The organism is Pedobacter gandavensis, assembly GCF_032678465.1.
Classification (GTDB): Bacteria; Bacteroidota; Bacteroidia; order Sphingobacteriales; family Sphingobacteriaceae; genus Pedobacter; species Pedobacter gandavensis_B.
In genome coordinates this window covers 15,967-33,228 of sequence record NZ_JAVTSK010000003.1, presented here as the reverse complement: position 1 = coordinate 33,228, position 17,262 = coordinate 15,967, and the positions used below count along the sequence as shown (strand labels likewise).

Annotated in this window: 19 protein-coding genes; 8 read left to right on the top strand and 11 right to left on the bottom strand. The window is 38.6% G+C overall.

Annotated elements, in window-relative coordinates:
* Positions 1–93 precede the first annotated feature (93 nt).
* The 3 genes from R2Q94_RS06295 to R2Q94_RS06285 form a co-directional block, all read right to left on the bottom strand.
* The gene (locus R2Q94_RS06295; protein WP_316820600.1) at positions 94–477 is read right to left on the bottom strand and encodes an META domain-containing protein; all 384 of its coding nucleotides are present in this window, start codon (positions 475–477) and stop codon (positions 94–96) included.
* A gap of 424 nt (positions 478–901) precedes the next feature.
* Positions 902–1,822: a substrate-binding domain-containing protein gene (locus tag R2Q94_RS06290; RefSeq protein ID WP_316820599.1), complete on the bottom strand. Its 921-nt coding sequence runs from the start codon at positions 1,820–1,822 to the stop codon at positions 902–904.
* Positions 1,823–1,854: 32 nt separating this feature from the next.
* The gene (locus tag R2Q94_RS06285) at positions 1,855–2,934 is read right to left on the bottom strand and encodes a c-type cytochrome (protein WP_316820598.1); all 1,080 of its coding nucleotides are present in this window, start codon (positions 2,932–2,934) and stop codon (positions 1,855–1,857) included.
* Between the two features lie 209 nt (positions 2,935–3,143).
* On the opposite strand from R2Q94_RS06285, the gene R2Q94_RS06280 reads away from it, so the two are divergent.
* From R2Q94_RS06280 to R2Q94_RS06250, 7 genes are all read left to right on the top strand, one after another.
* Positions 3,144–3,491: a hypothetical protein gene (locus R2Q94_RS06280; protein ID WP_316820597.1), complete on the top strand. Its 348-nt coding sequence runs from the start codon at positions 3,144–3,146 to the stop codon at positions 3,489–3,491.
* Between the two features lie 17 nt (positions 3,492–3,508).
* Positions 3,509–3,994, top strand: a complete 486-nt coding sequence (locus R2Q94_RS06275) for a tetratricopeptide repeat protein (protein ID WP_316820596.1) — start codon at positions 3,509–3,511, stop codon at positions 3,992–3,994.
* Positions 3,995–4,280: 286 nt separating this feature from the next.
* Positions 4,281–5,024, top strand: coding sequence for a ParA family protein (locus tag R2Q94_RS06270; RefSeq protein ID WP_316820595.1), 744 nt, complete (start codon positions 4,281–4,283; stop codon positions 5,022–5,024).
* Between the two features lie 4 nt (positions 5,025–5,028).
* Positions 5,029–5,289 (top strand): hypothetical protein, encoded by a 261-nt coding sequence (locus R2Q94_RS06265; protein WP_316820594.1) that lies wholly within the window; start codon positions 5,029–5,031, stop codon positions 5,287–5,289.
* Between the two features lie 103 nt (positions 5,290–5,392).
* On the top strand, positions 5,393–6,481 hold the full coding sequence (locus R2Q94_RS06260) for a YARHG domain-containing protein (RefSeq protein WP_316820593.1): 1,089 nt from the start codon (positions 5,393–5,395) through the stop codon (positions 6,479–6,481).
* A 94-nt stretch (positions 6,482–6,575) separates the two neighbouring features.
* On the top strand, positions 6,576–7,334 hold the full coding sequence (locus R2Q94_RS06255) for a hypothetical protein (protein ID WP_316820592.1): 759 nt from the start codon (positions 6,576–6,578) through the stop codon (positions 7,332–7,334).
* 58 nt (positions 7,335–7,392) lie between these two features.
* The gene (locus R2Q94_RS06250) at positions 7,393–8,262 is read left to right on the top strand and encodes a hypothetical protein (RefSeq protein WP_316820591.1); all 870 of its coding nucleotides are present in this window, start codon (positions 7,393–7,395) and stop codon (positions 8,260–8,262) included.
* Positions 8,263–8,436: 174 nt separating this feature from the next.
* Here the strand turns inward: R2Q94_RS06250 and R2Q94_RS06245 are convergent, their stop codons facing one another.
* The 5 genes from R2Q94_RS06245 to R2Q94_RS06225 form a co-directional block, all read right to left on the bottom strand.
* On the bottom strand, positions 8,437–9,147 hold the full coding sequence (locus R2Q94_RS06245) for an SPFH domain-containing protein (RefSeq protein ID WP_316820590.1): 711 nt from the start codon (positions 9,145–9,147) through the stop codon (positions 8,437–8,439).
* Positions 9,148–9,151: 4 nt separating this feature from the next.
* Complete coding sequence (locus tag R2Q94_RS06240; RefSeq protein ID WP_316820589.1) at positions 9,152–9,340, bottom strand: hypothetical protein; 189 nt, start codon at positions 9,338–9,340, stop codon at positions 9,152–9,154.
* Positions 9,341–9,421: 81 nt separating this feature from the next.
* Positions 9,422–9,649 carry a hypothetical protein gene (locus tag R2Q94_RS06235; RefSeq protein WP_316820588.1) on the bottom strand — a complete coding sequence of 76 codons (228 nt, stop codon included), beginning with the start codon at positions 9,647–9,649 and terminating at the stop codon, positions 9,422–9,424.
* A 196-nt stretch (positions 9,650–9,845) separates the two neighbouring features.
* Complete coding sequence (locus R2Q94_RS06230) at positions 9,846–10,526, bottom strand: LytTR family DNA-binding domain-containing protein (protein ID WP_316820587.1); 681 nt, start codon at positions 10,524–10,526, stop codon at positions 9,846–9,848.
* Entirely contained in the window at positions 10,523–11,644 is a 1,122-nt protein-coding gene (locus R2Q94_RS06225) for a sensor histidine kinase (protein WP_316820586.1), read from the bottom strand. The genes R2Q94_RS06230 and R2Q94_RS06225 overlap by 4 nt, the downstream gene beginning before the upstream one ends.
* Before the next feature lie 108 nt (positions 11,645–11,752).
* Between R2Q94_RS06225 and R2Q94_RS06220 the strand changes: the two genes are divergently transcribed.
* Positions 11,753–13,030 (top strand): erythromycin esterase family protein, encoded by a 1,278-nt coding sequence (locus R2Q94_RS06220; protein WP_316820585.1) that lies wholly within the window; start codon positions 11,753–11,755, stop codon positions 13,028–13,030.
* Positions 13,031–13,161: 131 nt separating this feature from the next.
* Here R2Q94_RS06220 and R2Q94_RS06215 read toward each other — a convergent pair whose 3' ends face one another.
* The 3 genes from R2Q94_RS06215 to R2Q94_RS06205 form a co-directional block, all read right to left on the bottom strand.
* Entirely contained in the window at positions 13,162–14,361 is a 1,200-nt protein-coding gene (locus tag R2Q94_RS06215) for a basic secretory protein-like protein (RefSeq protein WP_316820584.1), read from the bottom strand.
* 24 nt (positions 14,362–14,385) lie between these two features.
* Positions 14,386–15,363: a hypothetical protein gene (locus R2Q94_RS06210; protein WP_316820583.1), complete on the bottom strand. Its 978-nt coding sequence runs from the start codon at positions 15,361–15,363 to the stop codon at positions 14,386–14,388.
* A 70-nt stretch (positions 15,364–15,433) separates the two neighbouring features.
* A complete protein-coding gene (locus R2Q94_RS06205; protein ID WP_316820582.1) occupies positions 15,434–17,260 on the bottom strand; it encodes a RagB/SusD family nutrient uptake outer membrane protein in 1,827 nt (608 codons plus the stop codon).
* Positions 17,261–17,262 lie beyond the last annotated feature (2 nt).

The window sequence follows — 17,262 nt, the reverse complement described above, 5'->3', positions numbered from 1 at the left end:
TCATTTGAACGATTAAAAGCCTAAATAATTTACCACATACGGGTCTATGGCTTTTAATCCGCTATTAATGCCGGATCGGCAATAAAGGAAATGCTATTTTTTTGTAAATTTCATTGCTGGAACGTCACCCATCATAAGGGTTAAGGTGTTGCCATCTACGCTGTATGCATCTACTTTTTTCAGCATGTCCAGGAATCTCATTTCACCTTCACCATCGCAATGTCTCATCGTCATTGGCCCATTGGCTTCAATTTTCAATTTGCTGCCTTTTACTTCCATTTTAGCACCAAAAGCATTGCAACTGGTATTTCCACTCAATTGATCAGCCGCAGCATTGATATTGATGCTAGGTTTAGTCTCAGGATACAAGCCATTAAAGGCGATCCTAACTCCTGTAATGTAATTTAACTCCCAGTTACCACTTAATTTTGCTGCTGCAGCATTTTCCTGTGTGTTTTGTTGACCTTTGTTCATCATTTTACAAGATGTTAACGCAGATAAAGAGATCAAGATAGCAAAGATTGCCTTTTTCATAATTTTTGTTTTTTATTAAACGACCTAATTTCCATTAAGCATCAATGCTTTATTTTAAAGGCTTTGGCTAGCCTGGCCATTTAACCTAAAGCATGTTTATTTTTCCTCGCAAAAATAAGCAAAGATCCGGCCATTTTAATGCCTGAAGCATGATCTTTGAGGATCTACCCAGTCTTCATTTGAAAACTTATCTGCCCTGTTATAGCTATTTAGCAGGTATTCAGCGCATCAACACCAAATAAACTTGCACAGCTAATTGCTCAAACCTGAAAAAACCATTACAGGTGGCCTAATACAAATTAATTTTATTTCAATTCTCATTCGAATGGAAAGCAAAGGAATCAGATGAATAAAAAGTGAGGCCTATTTAAGGCAAGTCAAAGCCAAACTTCTTGTAAATCGCATTGGCTTCTGCACCTACCAGGAAGTCCATAAAATCTTTTGCGGCTTCAGGATGTGGTGCATTTTTCAGCTGACCCGCGATATATTGAGAGCGGATATTCTCAGTTTCCGGAACTTCAATCATTTCTACCGGATGGCCAAGCATCTTTTGATAATAAGCTTCGGTGTACCATACCGGTGCCGCATCACTTTGATCATAAAGAATACGCATTGGCGATTGCCGGTGGTGGATTTGTGTCAGATAAGTACTTTTGTCTTTTACTTTACTTTTCATAACCTTTTCTTTTAATTCCTCCCCTCCCGCTTTTACATAGGCTTCTTCTATTCTTTTCCCGATACCCTCAAATTCAGGATTAGGCATCGCAATTCTCAAATCTTTCCTTCCAATATCTTTTAATCCTTTTACATTTTTAGGGTTGCCTTTTTGTACCATGATAGCCAATCTGTTTTTAGCATAGACCTGAGTTTTGCTAAACCATTCCGGTGTTTGTTCAATCCTGCTTTTTCCGGCAGTATACACATCAGGTTTTAAGGTAATTCTCATATTCCCAATTACGATACTACCTGTGGCAATTTGTTTTGCCAAAATCCCCGGAGGGAGTGTTTCTGCAAATACCCGCTGATATTTTGGGTGTTTCTTTTTAAATGCGGCAAGCAATTCATCAATCACCATAAACTGATTTCCAGCAAAAAATACGACTAACTGAGGATCATTAATATCGCCAAAAAGATCAGGAACATTGTCAATTCCAGGAACTGTGAACTGCACTTTACTTTCTGGTGGTGTATTCCATGGCGGATCAAAACGATGTTCCTGGGCATAGACCTGGGAAGTTAAAGGCATCATGGCAAATGCCGCAAAAATTAGCTGGTTTAAAATTTTCATATTTGATAAAGTAAGCAGGTAAATGTTTAAGGTTAAGTCCCGCCTTCGAGTTCTTTCAATGCGAGTATAATGGGCTGGAATGGACCATACTTATGTTGCAGTTCCGGTAATCCATCCAGATAAGGGCCATAAGGCGCATCAATTGGTTTTTTAGTACGGTCCGGGTAATCATTTTTTTGTTCTTTATGAGGTCTGGGTTGAGAATTCACAAATGCAGCAACATCCCAGGCTTCTTCATCCGACAATTGTGCATCAGGGTAACTTATTCCAAAAGGCATGTTATTTTTCACGAAACCAGCGAAATTACTGATTCTGTACATTCCAGCCCCGTCATTATAACTATGCGCTCCCCACAATGGCGGATATACATAAGCCAGTTTGTCTTCGGTTTCAATGCCTTCCCCATGAGCCCCATGGCAACTCTGGCATTTGTTCAGATACACCAATCCTCCTTTTTTAGGATCTGCAGCCCTGTCCATATATTTTAACTTTTCGGTACCTGAACCAAAGGCTTTCTTTCCTTTTTCCTGTTCAGATCCTAACCATTTCATATAGGCCAGCATCGCTTGTACTTCTTTTCCTGAGAGATCCGGAACTTTACCATTCAGGCTTCGCTGGAAACAATCGGCGATACGTTCAGTGGCTTCTGCCATTTTTCCAGATCTTGCACTTTTTTTAGGATAACTGGCAAAAAAAACGGAATAGTTGTTGCCAAAAGTTTTTGTTCCCGCGTCCAAATGACAATTCTGACAGTTCATTCCGTTGCTAATTCTGGCGACCGAACCATTTGGTCCAAAATATTTGGCCGTATTTTTTATCAATTCACGTCCATAGCGCACCATATTACCATACTCATCGTTAGGAATGGTACTTTCTGCCGGAGCCTTCCAGGCATCGGCGGGAATAGAATTAGTTTTTATTATGGCATTGGATTTTTCCAGTTCATCATTGGCTGAAGTTTTTGCCTGAGCTAAATCAGGATTATCCTTCCAGTAAAAGACGCTCATCCCAATAAGGCTTGCTAAAATAAACAGTAATGCCACTAAAACTGCAGATTTTGCAGTATAAATAAGGGCATCCTGGCTCTGGTTTGGTTTAATTTCTTCGCTCAAAATATTTGGTTTGGTATCCAAAAATGACGTTAATCCTGATGATCACAAAAACATATAAAGTTATAAGTCATAACTAAAAGTAATACCGATTTTTCATTAATACTTAAAAGCCTCCTATACACTTCGTTTACGCTCCATCAAAATCTCCATATCAATCAAAATATGGATTAAGGTTTTATTATCCTAATTTTGCGGCCAAAGAATGGATTATGGAATCAAGCGAATTAAGAATAGGAAATTACACATTAGATCACGGTCAGCCGGAACAAATCCCATATGGATCTGATATTGATTCTGCTGGATTGATGGAGCCAATTAAATTAACGGTAGAGTGGCTAACGAAATTTGGCTTCGAAAAATTCGAGTTTGAATATGAAGAAGGAAATGAAATTACCTATGTACTGGAAAAGAAAAATGGGCATCAGTTTGTATTGAGCGATGATTTTCAACCGATGGATGGAGAAATTGCCATGTTAGACTATAAATTACAATATGTTCATCAATTGCAGAATCTGTATTTCTGTTTAACAGCTGAAGAATTAATTCTAAAACCATAGTATTACCATAAATTCCAATGAAATCATTCCAATCTATATTTAGGATCATCCTAATCTCCTCTATCACCTTGTTCGCCATCTCTTGTACCCCAACAAATCGTTATGAACAATGGATTGCCCAGGCTCAGACAGACATAAGGTTATTGCCTAAATATAGTGGTGTGGTTAAAACAAAAGAATATTTAGAGATCGACCAGCGGTTTATTAAAGAGGTTACCGAACAATTTGGCACTAAAGAGCGTGCCTCTTATGTACATTCCAGATGGGGTATGGATTATGTCAGGAAAGGCGACCTCAAAACTGCAATGTACCGTTTAAATCAAGCCTGGTTACTAGATCCCAAAAATCCAGAAACCTATCGTGGATATGGATATGTTCTGGCAAATCTTGGAGCTTTCAAACCAGCATTGGATCAATACAATGAAGGATTGAAGTTTGCACCAGAAAATGAAGAAATGAAAAGGGAACGTGCTACAATCCTGCAAAAGCTAAAAACTCAATAAGCCACTAACCTGCAAGCCTCTATAATACACTAATTTTTCTTTCTGTATCTATTTAACCTAATAAAAAATAGGGTAATCGACATGAAAAACAGGTCGTATTAAGTATTTTTAGATATCAAGATACATTTACCTCCTATTCAAACTCCTTGAATTAAAAATATTATCTGGCTCAAAATCAACAAGCAACATAAAAATCAGCATTAAAGGGCTAAAAAAATCTTTTAAAGATATCTCCACATCAGTATATCTTAGTATCATTGCGTATCGTATAAAGGATATATTTTACATGAAGATTATAGCTGTTATAAATCATAAAGGTGGTACAGGAAAAACAACTTCTACCTTAAATATTGGCGCCGGTTTAGCACGTGCGGACAAAAAAACATTATTAATTGATATTGACCCACAATCGAACTTAACAGAAGGTCTTGGATTCAGAGATGTTAAGATATCGATTTATGACAGTATCAAAAATGACACTCCGCTTCCTATTGAAAAAATCTCAGAAAATCTAGACATTGTACCTTCTTCGTTAGACCTATTAGGCGCAGAGATTGAATTGGTTTCCAGATTGGGTAGAGAGACCATTGTGAAAAGGCTTTTGAAAGCGGTGGAAGGAAAATATGACTACGTGCTGATTGATTGTGCACCAGCTTTAGGGATGCTTACTGTAAACGCATTGGTTGCAGCAGATACCGTCTTGATTCCATTGGAAGCAGAATATTTTGCCTACCGGGGAATTGACCGTCTGGTTTCTATTATATCTGATGTCAGGACACATTACAATGAAAACCTAACTATTGGTGGCGTATTTATTACAAAAATCAACCCTAGAAGGGTAATTACTGAACAAATTACAGATAGTATTAAGAAATATTTCAGCGACAAATTATTTGAGACCTCCATCAGGGTAAACGTTGCCTTAATTGAGGCACAATTAAAAGGTGTGGACGTATTCGAATATGCTCCCTTATCTAATGGTGCGGTAGATTACGAGAATCTTACCGAAGAAATTTTAGTTAAATTATAAGATTATGGCAAAAAAAACATTGGATGGTATAGAGGATAACAATAGAAATTTAGGCGGTGTATCTGCATTGTTCAATGCTCCTACAAAAGAAAGCACTGTCACAAAAAGCGAAAAGCAAGGTCTTCCTTCGGATGATGATATTGTTACTTATCCATTGAGACTTAAAAAGAGTGCTTTGAAAGCCTTAAAGATTCTTGGGGCGCAACAAGGAATAACCGTTAAAGACTTAATTATGAAAGTTGTAGAAAAAGAATACGACTTGTAAAAGATGCCAATAAGTAATTGTATCAAGACATCGTGATACAATTACTTATTCTTTTTTATGACATAAATCTTCAAAGGACTCCGCCCTGCCAGCACAAATAAAGATGAGACTTCTACTTACATTCCTACTGATTACGAGTTTTCAGCACATCGTTTCTGCGAATGATGGTGCATTTTTTGCCAAAGGAAATCAGCTTATTCCCATTACAGAAACGAATATTAAGGTTCAAAAAGAGGTTCTCAGCCTAAAAAAAGTAGCGAATAAGCAGGTAGAAGTCACTGTGCATTACGAGTTCTTTAACCCAGGAAAAGAGAAGAGTTTAACGGTAGGATTTGAGGCTTTTTCTCCTAGCGGAGATGTTGATGGTACAACGAAAAACGGTCAACATCCTTATATGCGGGATTTTACTGTACTGTTAAACGAAAAGCCTTTAAAATACAATATTGCGTATGTTAAAGATAGCGTTTATACTAAAAACGGCATCATTAAAGGAGCGCAACTAAGCGATATCAAAAAGGGTATCGATAATGTAAATGAAGTTGATTTCTTTTACATTTACCACTTTAAAGCCGTATTCAAACCCGGTTTAAACATCATAAAACATACCTATACCTACGACCTTTCCGGTTCTATTGATTACAATTATAACTTTGAGTATGTCCTGACCGCAGCAAACCGATGGGGCAATCAGCAAATAGATGACTTTACGCTCATCGTTGATGTAGGAGAATTTGAAACTTTTAGTATCCTGAAATCCTTCTTTAAAAAGGATACAGAATGGCTGATCAGGGGTATTGGAAAAACCGAGGATGTTAAAGGGCTTAAGAACTCTTTGCAGGAAAATGATGCTTTAAAATTCCATATCCAAAGTGGAACACTTGTATTTCATAAAAAGAACTTTAAGCCCAAAGCTGAGTTATTTTTATATGCTCAAAACTATTTGGGTTTTGAACAACTGGACTACCTTCCCTTCTCTTACTACCAGCAAGACCATATCCCTAAACCTAAAAATGACTGGGAAAAGAAAATCCTCAAGAATCTTCCTTTTGCCAGAAGAGGGTATGTTTTTCAAAGTAGCGATCTTAAAAAATATTACGAACGTCTCGATTGGTACCAGGCAAATCCCAAATACATTCCCGATCTAAAAACCTTAAATGAGGTTGAAAAAGAATGGCTAAAAAACAACAGGTAGCAACATAAAAAAAATAGTCTGTATTTTATTCTTTACAATTCATTTTCTGGGTTAGAATTTGTATTAATTTCAACACACACAAATGTAAACCGTTATGAAAAAATTAATCTTAAGCGCTATGGCATGCTATGCGCTAATTTCCCAGGCACAAGCTCAGGTTCAGGATGCTAAAAACTACTTGTATCTCTATTCAGACTCTGTCATATATGCAAGAAAAATCCAACTGAGGTCTGATTATTCGGGTTACTGGCAGATTAGGGCAGATTCCCGCCGCATACCTGTAGATCAGGTAAAGTTTTTCAACAATGAGGAGGGCTTTTTTGCCAATACCAGAAAACTGACCTTTACTCGGACAACTGAATTTTCAGAACGCATCATAGAAGGAAAAATCAATCTTTTCCAGGAAAGACCTTATGATCCATATGCCTACAACTGGCGCCACAGCCATCACAATAACAGAGCAACTCCCATTAACTTGTCGATCTATTACAACAAAGGTTTTGGTGATCTTAAAAAGGTAAATTATAAAAATCTGAAAGACGATCTGAGCGATCATCCCGAAAGTATGGAATTTTTGAATAACTATAGAAAAAATGCAAATCTCAGTAAGGTAATGTATGTTTCAGCTGGCGCATCAGCAATTGCAGGTTTGGCCTATTTTTTAGTTCAGGGCAAGAGTCAGATGAATTCGACAAGCGGACCGGGCTTCGGTCAATCCAGCATCAAAGAGGTGAATTTTGCCCCTGCTTTCATATTACTAGGACTTAGTGCTGGTTTTGCACTAGGTGGTTTTGTTTTCCAGACTTCGGGACCTAAACATATTGAAAGCGCTATAGAAAGCTATAACAGGTAAGCCGAAACCGGAATATTATAATATCTATTAATTTGTTAGTTTAGCGACAAAAAATTCCATGACTAAAATAGCTTACGTTTCTTATTACATCCGAGAGATTTACACCTCGACTACTGAAGATGAAGAACTGACCTTGTTGAATTTCTTATTAGACAAAGGGCTTTCGGTGGAGCGTGTAGTATGGAATGACCCATCCGTAGATTGGGGGAAGTTTGACCTGGCGCTACTTAAATCACCATGGGATTATACGGAACACCTGACTGAATTTCGGCAATGGCTAAGCCATCTCGAATCCTTAAGCATCAGTTTGCTGAATCCTTTCGACAAGGTACGATGGAATATGGACAAGCATTATCTACAGGAAATTGCAGATGCGGGTTTAGCGGTGATCAACTCTATCTATCTTGAAAAAGGAAGTACATTTGAATTTAACTCCTTACAGAAATCATTTAATACAGATCAATTGATCATCAAGCCTTGTGTGAGTGCGGGTGCCAGAGACACCTATGTCCTTACTCCAGACAACTTTGCAACACATCAGCAACAGATCAATAACTTATTAAAAGACAATTCCTTTATTGCCCAGCCTTTTATGAAAGAGATTTTTAAGGGTGAGTGGTCCTTTCTATTCTTCAATGGAGTTTATAGCCATTGTTTGCTAAAAGTGCCTAAAGATGGGGAATTCAGAGTTCAGCACTATTATGGGGGGAGTATAAATGTTCCCCAAACCACTGATCAGTACATTTTAGCAGCTAAATCCTATGTGGATCAATTTGCTGAAGGCTGTCTTTACGCAAGAGTAGATGGCCTGATTGTGGATGGTATGCTAAACCTCATGGAGCTGGAACTGATTGAGCCTTATCTTTTTCTACATACTGACCCTGAGTCTTTTGAAAATTATTACCAGGCTTTACGGGTCCATCTATAGAGTTAAAGTCAGCTTTTTTTCTTATATACCAGAACAAGAGGCCATTTACGGCGAATACAAAAGCGTATGATTTACCTAAGTTATTGCAACCTGTGCATACAAGCTCAGAAACCTGGGGGATTCAATTAAAGAAAAAACAGCCTTGATACACTCATCAAGGCTGTTTTTATGCAATTACTTTTCTTCAGTTACTGGCTCGTCCTGTTTAACCGTCACTTCCACCTTAGTTGCTCCGGCTCTGGCAGCTGAAACTGCTTTTCCAATTTCCGTTAGCCCCTTCGATTCATAGATTTTCATAGCAGTAACCACATCAATCGCTTGTCTGGTCTGCTCTTCAGGAATTGGAACAAACGACAGAAAGTTTAAAGTTACGCCCTTCGTTTTTAAAAGATGATTTACATTTTTAAGCAATTCCGCCTCGAACTCATTTTGATTAAAATCAACAATATCCTCAGATAACAATAAATCTCTGGCAATTTCTTTGATTCTTTTATCAATTACTGAATTTTCAGCAGTTTCATAAGCTTTTGAACTGTTCACTTCGCTATCGCTGTCGCTATTCATTTTACCCAAATACTTCGCTTCACCAATGTATAACTTGGCATCAGTAATTGAATAATCGTAGGTAACTTCAATTTTTGCCATTACACGATTTTTGAAGGCACTTTTAAAAACGCTTTCCCCCTGCATTGGATAGTCTGGTACTGTAATTTTATAAGAACACATACCTACGCCTTTAGGCACAGTTTCGCCTGCTTTGATCAACTCCCAGGTTACCCCACAATTGCTAGTGTAAAGAGTTTGTACATTGGATTGTGCTCGGTCGCATGAAGAGAGTGTTAAGACCGTCAGACCGATGCCTAATGTAGTAAATAAGTGTTTCATCCTTTTAGTAGTTTTTTATTCGTTTGATTAGTAAGTAAGCAATATAGAGGATCACAATTGGACATAATCCAACAATGGCCGTGAAAAATAAGCCGGCACTGGCATAATACTTACCGGCAACATACACCTGAAACCAGAAGTTAATCAGGCTAACCGCTATACTAACGATCAGAATGTAGAGCATGATTTTCATATCACTAAAATATAGATTTTTAATGGTCTGTCTGCATCACTTCAATTTTTAACTTATTGCTGTTCATAAACTGCTGAGACATCACATCAGGAAATATATCTGATACAAGTCGACTGGATCTATGTAATTCACGTTCATTTCAAATTGTGCTTTCGCAGCTGATTTATTTTCCAGGAAACTTGCTTTTAATTCTACACCTGCATTGTTGATCAGGATGGTCGTATCCCTGCATGCATTGGCACATTGACTGACTTCCAAAGTATTGGTTACATCGAGTTTAATCGGAATAATTATCCCGGCATTGCTCAAACTTAATTCTTCCAGCCCTTAATATTTATACCCGCAGCATAAATTCTCTTAACCTCGTATTATAAAAGCTCGGCAATAAATTCCTTGCCTATTCCTCCATCCGCTCCGGTGAGGAAAACTACACTATTCTTAAATATATGATCTACCTTCATGACCTTGCAAATTTATCGTTTACAAGGGGGATTTCTTTAAGGCTTCAACCATTTAACATCTCTAATAAATCCTTTTTATACAAAGGTCCGATCGGAACAAAAGATTGATTACTCAGTATCAGATTGGCATCTACAATACGTTGCACATGGTTCTTGTTCACGATATACGAGCGATGTGCTTGCAAAAAAAGCCCAGGACGGAGCTGTTCAAGTATTCCCTTCAACGTCTGGTATACCAAATAAGATTTATCATTTGTAAATAACTTCACGTAATCTTTGTTACCCTCTATGTAAATGATATCCTGCTGTTTAAGACTTAAGAGCCCTTGTCCATCCTTAATCAATAAGTGATTGACTGGAGCATCACCATTCATTACTGTTGACAAACCGGCCTTATTTACTGCTTTCATAAAGCGTTCATAAGAAAATGGTTTTAATAAATAATCAACCGCGTCGAGTTCATAACTTTCGAAGGCATACTGCTTATAGGCTGTCGTAAAGATCGTCTTCGGTTTGGTCGTTAGCGCCATCAGGAAGTGTAATCCATTCACTAAAGGCATTTCAATATCTAAAAACAGTAAGTCTACCTTTTGCTTCCCTAAATACTCAAATGCATCTACCGCATTTCTAAAAGAAGCCAAATGCTGTAGTCCGGGAGTTTCGCTAATGTAGTGCTCCAGTACCTGATGAGCCATTGGCTCATCGTCTATAATAATGCATTTCATTTTCGGTTCAGAATTACGGTGGCTATATATTGATCATTTTCTTCTTTTATAATCAGCTGGTGTTGATTTGGATAGTAAAGGTTCAGTCTCTTCCTGATGTTTACCAGTCCGATACCACCTACTTTCCTGACACCGGGATCGGCTGTGGTATGCAACTTATCATTTTGAATGGAAAAGATCATTTCCTCTGAGGTGACATATAAACGGGCCATTACTGAAGCATGGTCTTCCAATTTATGTTTTCCATGTTTAAAGCTGTTCTCTACCAGTGGTAAAAACAACAAAGGGGGGATTTTAATGGATTCATCCACATCAGGGGCCTCAAAAATGACACTTGCTTTGGGAAATTTTTGCTGTTCCAGTTCAAAGTATCCTTTCAAAAAATCAATTTCTTCCTGGAGGCTGACTTCCTCTTTATCACAATCGTATAAAATATACTGCATCATTTGAGAAAGTAACAAAATAAAACGAGGTGTTTCTTTAGCACCTACCAGGCTCAATCCGTACAAACTGTTTAAGGTATTGAACAAGAAATGAGGTTGTAATTGGGTTTTTAACATGTTCAATTGCAGCTGTAGGTGATCCGTTTCAGATTGGTGGCGTTTGGTTTCACTTTGGTAGGAAAACCTGGACAGGCCGATGCAAAAGAAGGCGATAAGGTCGATCAGTAGCATGTTTAGGTCTCGAAAATAATAAGCCTGCTTAAAAAGTGAATTAACCACCGTACCTTTTGTACTTAGATTGAAAATCCAGGAGACTGCAAAGTTGTAATAAGGGACAACCAATAAAAAGTATACAACCGTAATTAACAACAACCACAAATACTTTTTCCTTTGCAAGAAGAAAGGAATCATCCATCGGTAATAGGGAATGAAAATCAAGGCTGAACAAATACTATATAAACAAATCTCCGGATATGGGAAATCATTATTCATGACACGAGGCAGCCGGGCAACCTCTAAATAAAAAGAATATTTATAGCAAACCACATATAGTAACCATATGATCAATTCAAAAAAGAGCGGAAAACTAAATGTGGGTTTCTTCATGACATGACTAAAGTCGTCATATTTATTGATTGTTAAAGGCTTGTTTTCGACAAAGGCTACTTTTTGCACGATAAAAAAAAACGATCCGATTTGATGGGTATGCTGATCTGTTCGGTCGAATAATGCGCATAAGGGCTATTTTTTCTGTGTTGATTTGCTTCAACCAAAATCGAAAATATGAAAACTTCAATTCAACTCCTTATTGCAACACTTAGTTTATCCCTAAACAGTCTGGCACAAAAACCGAATGTTCAAAGCCATAGCCAGAACCTATATGAAGTCAGCACAACTCACCAAAAGAAATTTATAAATGATACTAAAGATCTTATTGAGCAGATGGGTCAGAAAAAAATAGTAGCTCTGGGTGAAGGTACCCATGGTACCGCTGAGTTCTATAAACTACGTTATTGGATTACCCGTGAACTTGTGGAGAAAAAGGGATTTACACATATTGCCTTAGAAAACGATCTGAGTGATGGTCTCTTATTGAACGAAGAACTAAATGGTAAAACAGATTTAAATACCATCATGAGAAAAAGACTGCTCAGCATCTGGCAAAATGAAGAAACTAAAGAATTGCTGGCCTGGGTAAGAAGCTATAATAAAACGCACAAAAAGCAGGTAATTATTGATGGCATTGACTATGTTTTTATCAATGCAGACATAGAGGCCTTAGAAAAAACACTCGCCAACCAGCCCTTACTTTTGAAAGAGGTAACACGCCTTAAAGTACCAGCGGCACTGCAGGATGAAGTCTGGGAAGCTATGAATGTAAAAGGCAGCAAAGTTGACTATGCTGCAATGGGAAAAAGCAGTTACAAAGGCTATTTAATCGCAGATAGTCTTGATCAAAAAATCAATACTGCTCATCTGTCTGCAGCGCAGAAATCCGCAAGCCATTTGATTCTTTTAAACATCAAACAGGCCTTTGCACCATTTTATCATCAGGTTGCAAAAACAGAAGAACTCAGTCGGGATGTAAACATGGCCAATAATGTGGTTGAAATATTAAAGGATTCAAATGAAAAAATGGTCATTTGGGCACACAATGCGCATGTAGCAAAAACTGGGATTTACGATAATACAGTTGGTGGTATGGGTGGTGAAATTATGAAAAGTTTCCCTGGTCAGTATTTTGTAATGGCTACCAGCACTGCTACAGGAACTTTTGCAGCCACCGAACAATCGCGGGATACTTACACCAATCCTATGAATGTCTATCCTCTGGACAAAACGGTACCCGAATCCTGGGAAACACAATTTATAGGGCTGGCTAAACCCGCTTTCTACTTTTTTCCTGCCCAATACAACAGCAAAAACGAAGTAAAACCGACACGCTTTATTGGCTACATGCCAAAGAGTGATGCCAGTACCAATGACAAAACCAATATCAGTAATCTATTTGATGCCTTTTTATTCATTAGCCATTCTAATGCTGCCAGCCCTTTAAAATAAATCTCTAGTATCTTTTTTTATCCCCTAAAAATTTCAGGCAGGCAATCCTCATCAAATTATTTAAGGGCTATGTTCGGTTGAACACAACGAATTATAGCCCTTAAAATAAATTCTTCAAGGTATTCCCAGAATTATATCCCAGGGTTTAGTTTATAGTCGTTCCAAAGTTGCGCTACATCTTTAGTCGTTTCTGATAACCAGAAAGCTCCATTATTATAAGTACCCATACGAGCGGCGTTATTCAATTTAACCATGATTCCTGGATTGCGCTGTTCCAACCAGACAAAAAAACGCGCAGTTATTCTATAAGCATCTGTATAGTTTTGTCCGCTTTGATAATTCGGCAGAGTCCAATTAGCTGTCGCATTACTGATCCCGATCCGGTAGCGTTCATAATCAGCTAAGCCTTCTGTAACCCAGCCCGGAACACCTCCGGAATATTCCTGTACGATATGCATCATTTCATGAGTGGCCACATCCAAATCCAATGGATTAGTTTTAAAATAAACAGGATCATAGCGCACTACCCCAGCACCGTAGGTTGCTGCTACGCCCTTGTACTCCGGATTCATGATAAACACAATATTTGTTAGCGCATTTGGATGATAGGTCGCTACAGTTTTACTATAGTTCTTTTTGAAAACATCAATCAACCCTACTTTAACCGATGGTAATACATCTGTGGATCGGTCAACATAGGTCAGTGTATATTTCCCCTGTGTGATGGTTTCTACAGTCGCAGATGCCGGAGTAATTGTTTGATCCTTTTCCGGCACCTCGATTAAGCGCCATTCCGCAAGCTGAAACAATACGTTTGGCCCTACTCTGTTGTCGTTTATTCCACTAACATTCAAACGGTAATACTTATAAGCTTTAATATTTTTAAAGCTAAATCGCTTGGTTTGCGTTCTAAATCCAAAGGATTCATATTGTCGTGCATCCAATTGAATCCAGGTTGTACCATCATTTGAAGCCGTTATTTTCCAATCCCGGGGATCTCTTCCCTGCGCATCATCCCCAGAAGTCAGGGTGTATGCGGCAACCACTTGTTCCTTTGGGAAGGAGATTTGCATGAAACTGGCTGGATCAAATGAATAAGTCAGAAACTTGGTGCTTGTATTATTGTCTGTTAATTTTGAAGAACCTTCCTTCGCCTGAGCCCCTGAGGTGTTTTCGGTACTGACGGTAAGTGCCCCTGACGAAGTAACATCTTGCTCTTTAGTTATTGTTGATGTTATAGAATTATTTTGTGATATCGTTCCCTTATTACAGGAAGAATGCGCAACAAGCACGCAGAAAAGTGGGGTAAAAAAGCATGAAAATTTCAGCATATAAAATAGTTTAATTGGTATGTATTAATAGGTGATGCCAGGAAAATCAACTTTCGCTTTTACCAGCTGTGGCTTCCAATCATTTCCTTTTTCATCTTTATCTCCAAATGCCTTCAAGGCCTGGTTTTCAAGATCGGCCCCCGAAGCTCCACTCCAGAAATGAATAAATTCACCAAAATTCATTCGACGGTCGTACTCCATATATTGCTTCCCGTTAACAATGATCTGGTGCTTAGGAAAATGCTCCGAAAGCTTTGTAAAAAAATCATTCAAAACACGGGTTTTACCAAATTGATCATAGATAGGGAAAAACCAGTCTTTAAACCATTTTGTTCCGGCTCTTGGATAGGCATCAGACTTATTCGCCATCAGGTCATACCAGCGTTTGGCATCATTAGTTCTATTCAAGCCGAGGTATACATCGTACTGGTATATTTCCATCCATTTACTATCATGCCATATGTCCCATGCTGGTGAGCCCTTAATCCCTTTTGCTGCGCCTTCTACTATATGTCCGATCTCATGTGTGGAGATATCAATATCATTCCCCTCACCCGACATCCATGCATTAAAATCCCCTGAACCACAGTCTGTAACATTTCGATAATCATGACTGGCATCCATATAGGTTGAGGGATGCCCTCCCCCATATTTTCCCGCATGATAAATCACAAATAAACGACCATCGTCACCAAAATTTCCATATGTTTTTTTGGTATAATCCCATGCCTCAGCCATGTATTTATATGGCCAGGTTATGCTTCCTTTAACATCACCATCATAATAAACAGCTACGCTATTGTCGTAATGCACCCGATTGACCACCTGAACATGATCAAACCAATGTTCTTTCCAGGTTTTAGCTGGTGCCCCTGGGGGATCTTTAACTTCTACAATTGGAGGAGCGGGCGGTATTGGTTTGATCATTTCCTTTTTGGAATTACATCCGACACTCAAACCGGCTAAAAATAGGACTATATATACTTGGATATTTTTCTTCATAAAATATGATTTAACAAACTATAAATCACATCAGAGGGATTACCTCCGTCTGATGTGATTCTGCCTTTATTTACCAACCTGTGTTTTGTACAATTAGGGGTACTTTTTGTATTTCACCATTTGGAATAGGCCATAGGTAGTGTCGTTTCTGGAATACTCTGTTTTCTGTGGTGATGACCGTATAGAATGCCGGACCATCTTTGGTGATGTCTAATCCACGAATAATGTTATCTGTACTTTCGGCTATTTTCCATTCTCTAGTATAGAAATATCGGTCCAATTCAAAAGCGAGTTCTACTCTTCTTTCCTTACGGATAGCATCTCTCATATCCGATGGCAAAGGCAATCCTGAACCACCATACTGAGGTATACCAGCACGTTCGCGTATTTTATTTAAGTAGAATAACAGGTCTGGATTGGTTGGATCTGATTCCTGCAATGCCTCTACATAATCCAGGTATATTTCTGCCAAACGGATCATTGAAAATAGTGTTCTACTGGTAGTCCAACCTGCTACTGTCAGGTGTTTCCTTGAAGTATACCCTGTTTTGGTATAATCGGAATTCGCAATACCGGCTTTCCCGGCATTTCCGGTATTGGTAAAATCGGTAATGATATTTGACTGTGGGTTAATCCATTTACGTCCCGTATACGTAATATTGGCATAGAATCGTGGTTCCCGGTTTACGTACATGTTATTAATCGACCTTACCGCATTCTGATCATTCGGATCCGGGGCCTGATAGCTAGAAAAACCATTGGAGGAATAAGCTGGGTCGTTGTTAGGAGACAATCCATTTACAGTGAAAAAAGCATCCACCATTTGCTGCGAGACAGACAAAAAAGAACCACCCTTATCTCCACCCGAGGCACCATTATGATTCGGAGCAAGGGAATATTGATAATTCGTCACATCGCCTGCCCGTCCAAATATCATTTCAGAATTCCAGCCATTCAGCATGACATCCCTGCAAGCAAGAAAGGCCCTGTTAAAAGGAGTATTTGGAAGTCCGGTAGGCGTAGTGCTCACTGTATATAAACTATATCCTGAGTAATTTGCATTGTTTAAAAACTCCTTTGCAGCTGTTGCGACTTTGGTCCATTTAGCCGGGCTATTGGTTTGACTGATCAGTTGTTTACCATCTTTATTTTTAAGATTGGCATAATCGGCATTCCCGTTAAATAAAGGCCTTGCTGCAGTAAGCAGTGCTTTTATTTTATAGGCCTGAGCAACTGAACCGGTAATGTGTCCATAGTCTTCAGTTGCCTGAGGAATTGGGGGAAGACCAGCGGTTGCTGCATCCAGTTCAGATACAATATAATCGATACATTCATCAAATGAATTGCGCGGTTTGCTGATTTCTGCTAACGGGGCATCTGAGGGAATAGGATCATTACCCAACAAGATGACCGGGCCATACTGACGTACTAAATAATAGTAGTAAATAGCTCTTAATGCTCTTGCTTCGTTGAAGTAACGCCCAACAAAATCGATCCCTCCAAGGTTACAATCGGTACATCTGTTTACATTAGCCATAAAAGTACTGGCTGCCTGTATCCCCTTATAAAAGTTCTGCCAATGGTAATTCACTTCTCCTCTTGTGGCATCCCAGGCACCTGTATTTACATTTTCTGAGAAATTGGCAAGGGTATAATCTGCTTCATCAGAAGCTGCTGTCCATGGACCAATGTTACCAGTCTGACTTGGAAAACGATCTGAATTCTGACTAGGTAAGGTAGAATACACATTTGCCAGTGCCTGCTCAACAGTTGCTTTCTTTTCAAAAGCCTGTCCAAAAGTCAATCGGTCGTCAGGTACCTGGTCTAAAAATTTTTTACAACTATAATTTCCAGCAATTAACAGAAAGGCTGTTGTATATATAAATATTCTTTTCATGA

Excerpts from the sequence above, each read along its gene's own strand:
- R2Q94_RS06295 (WP_316820600.1), bottom strand. The coding sequence starts at position 477 with ATGATGAACAAAGGTCAACAAAACACACAGGAAAATGCTGCAGCAGCA.
- R2Q94_RS06290 (WP_316820599.1), bottom strand. The coding sequence starts at position 1,822 with ATGAAAATTTTAAACCAGCTAATTTTTGCGGCATTTGCCATGATGCCT.
- R2Q94_RS06280 (WP_316820597.1), top strand. The coding sequence starts at position 3,144 with ATGGAATCAAGCGAATTAAGAATAGGAAATTACACATTAGATCACGGT.
- R2Q94_RS06275 (WP_316820596.1), top strand. The coding sequence starts at position 3,509 with ATGAAATCATTCCAATCTATATTTAGGATCATCCTAATCTCCTCTATC.
- R2Q94_RS06270 (WP_316820595.1), top strand. The coding sequence starts at position 4,281 with ATGAAGATTATAGCTGTTATAAATCATAAAGGTGGTACAGGAAAAACA.
- R2Q94_RS06265 (WP_316820594.1), top strand. The coding sequence starts at position 5,029 with ATGGCAAAAAAAACATTGGATGGTATAGAGGATAACAATAGAAATTTA.
- R2Q94_RS06260 (WP_316820593.1), top strand. The coding sequence starts at position 5,393 with ATGAGACTTCTACTTACATTCCTACTGATTACGAGTTTTCAGCACATC.
- R2Q94_RS06255 (WP_316820592.1), top strand. The coding sequence starts at position 6,576 with ATGAAAAAATTAATCTTAAGCGCTATGGCATGCTATGCGCTAATTTCC.
- R2Q94_RS06250 (WP_316820591.1), top strand. The coding sequence starts at position 7,393 with ATGACTAAAATAGCTTACGTTTCTTATTACATCCGAGAGATTTACACC.
- R2Q94_RS06245 (WP_316820590.1), bottom strand. The coding sequence starts at position 9,147 with ATGAAACACTTATTTACTACATTAGGCATCGGTCTGACGGTCTTAACA.
- R2Q94_RS06240 (WP_316820589.1), bottom strand. The coding sequence starts at position 9,340 with ATGAAAATCATGCTCTACATTCTGATCGTTAGTATAGCGGTTAGCCTG.
- R2Q94_RS06230 (WP_316820587.1), bottom strand. The coding sequence starts at position 10,526 with ATGAAATGCATTATTATAGACGATGAGCCAATGGCTCATCAGGTACTG.
- R2Q94_RS06220 (WP_316820585.1), top strand. The coding sequence starts at position 11,753 with ATGAAAACTTCAATTCAACTCCTTATTGCAACACTTAGTTTATCCCTA.
- R2Q94_RS06215 (WP_316820584.1), bottom strand. The coding sequence starts at position 14,361 with ATGCTGAAATTTTCATGCTTTTTTACCCCACTTTTCTGCGTGCTTGTT.
- R2Q94_RS06210 (WP_316820583.1), bottom strand. The coding sequence starts at position 15,363 with ATGAAGAAAAATATCCAAGTATATATAGTCCTATTTTTAGCCGGTTTG.
- R2Q94_RS06205 (WP_316820582.1), bottom strand. The coding sequence starts at position 17,260 with ATGAAAAGAATATTTATATATACAACAGCCTTTCTGTTAATTGCTGGA.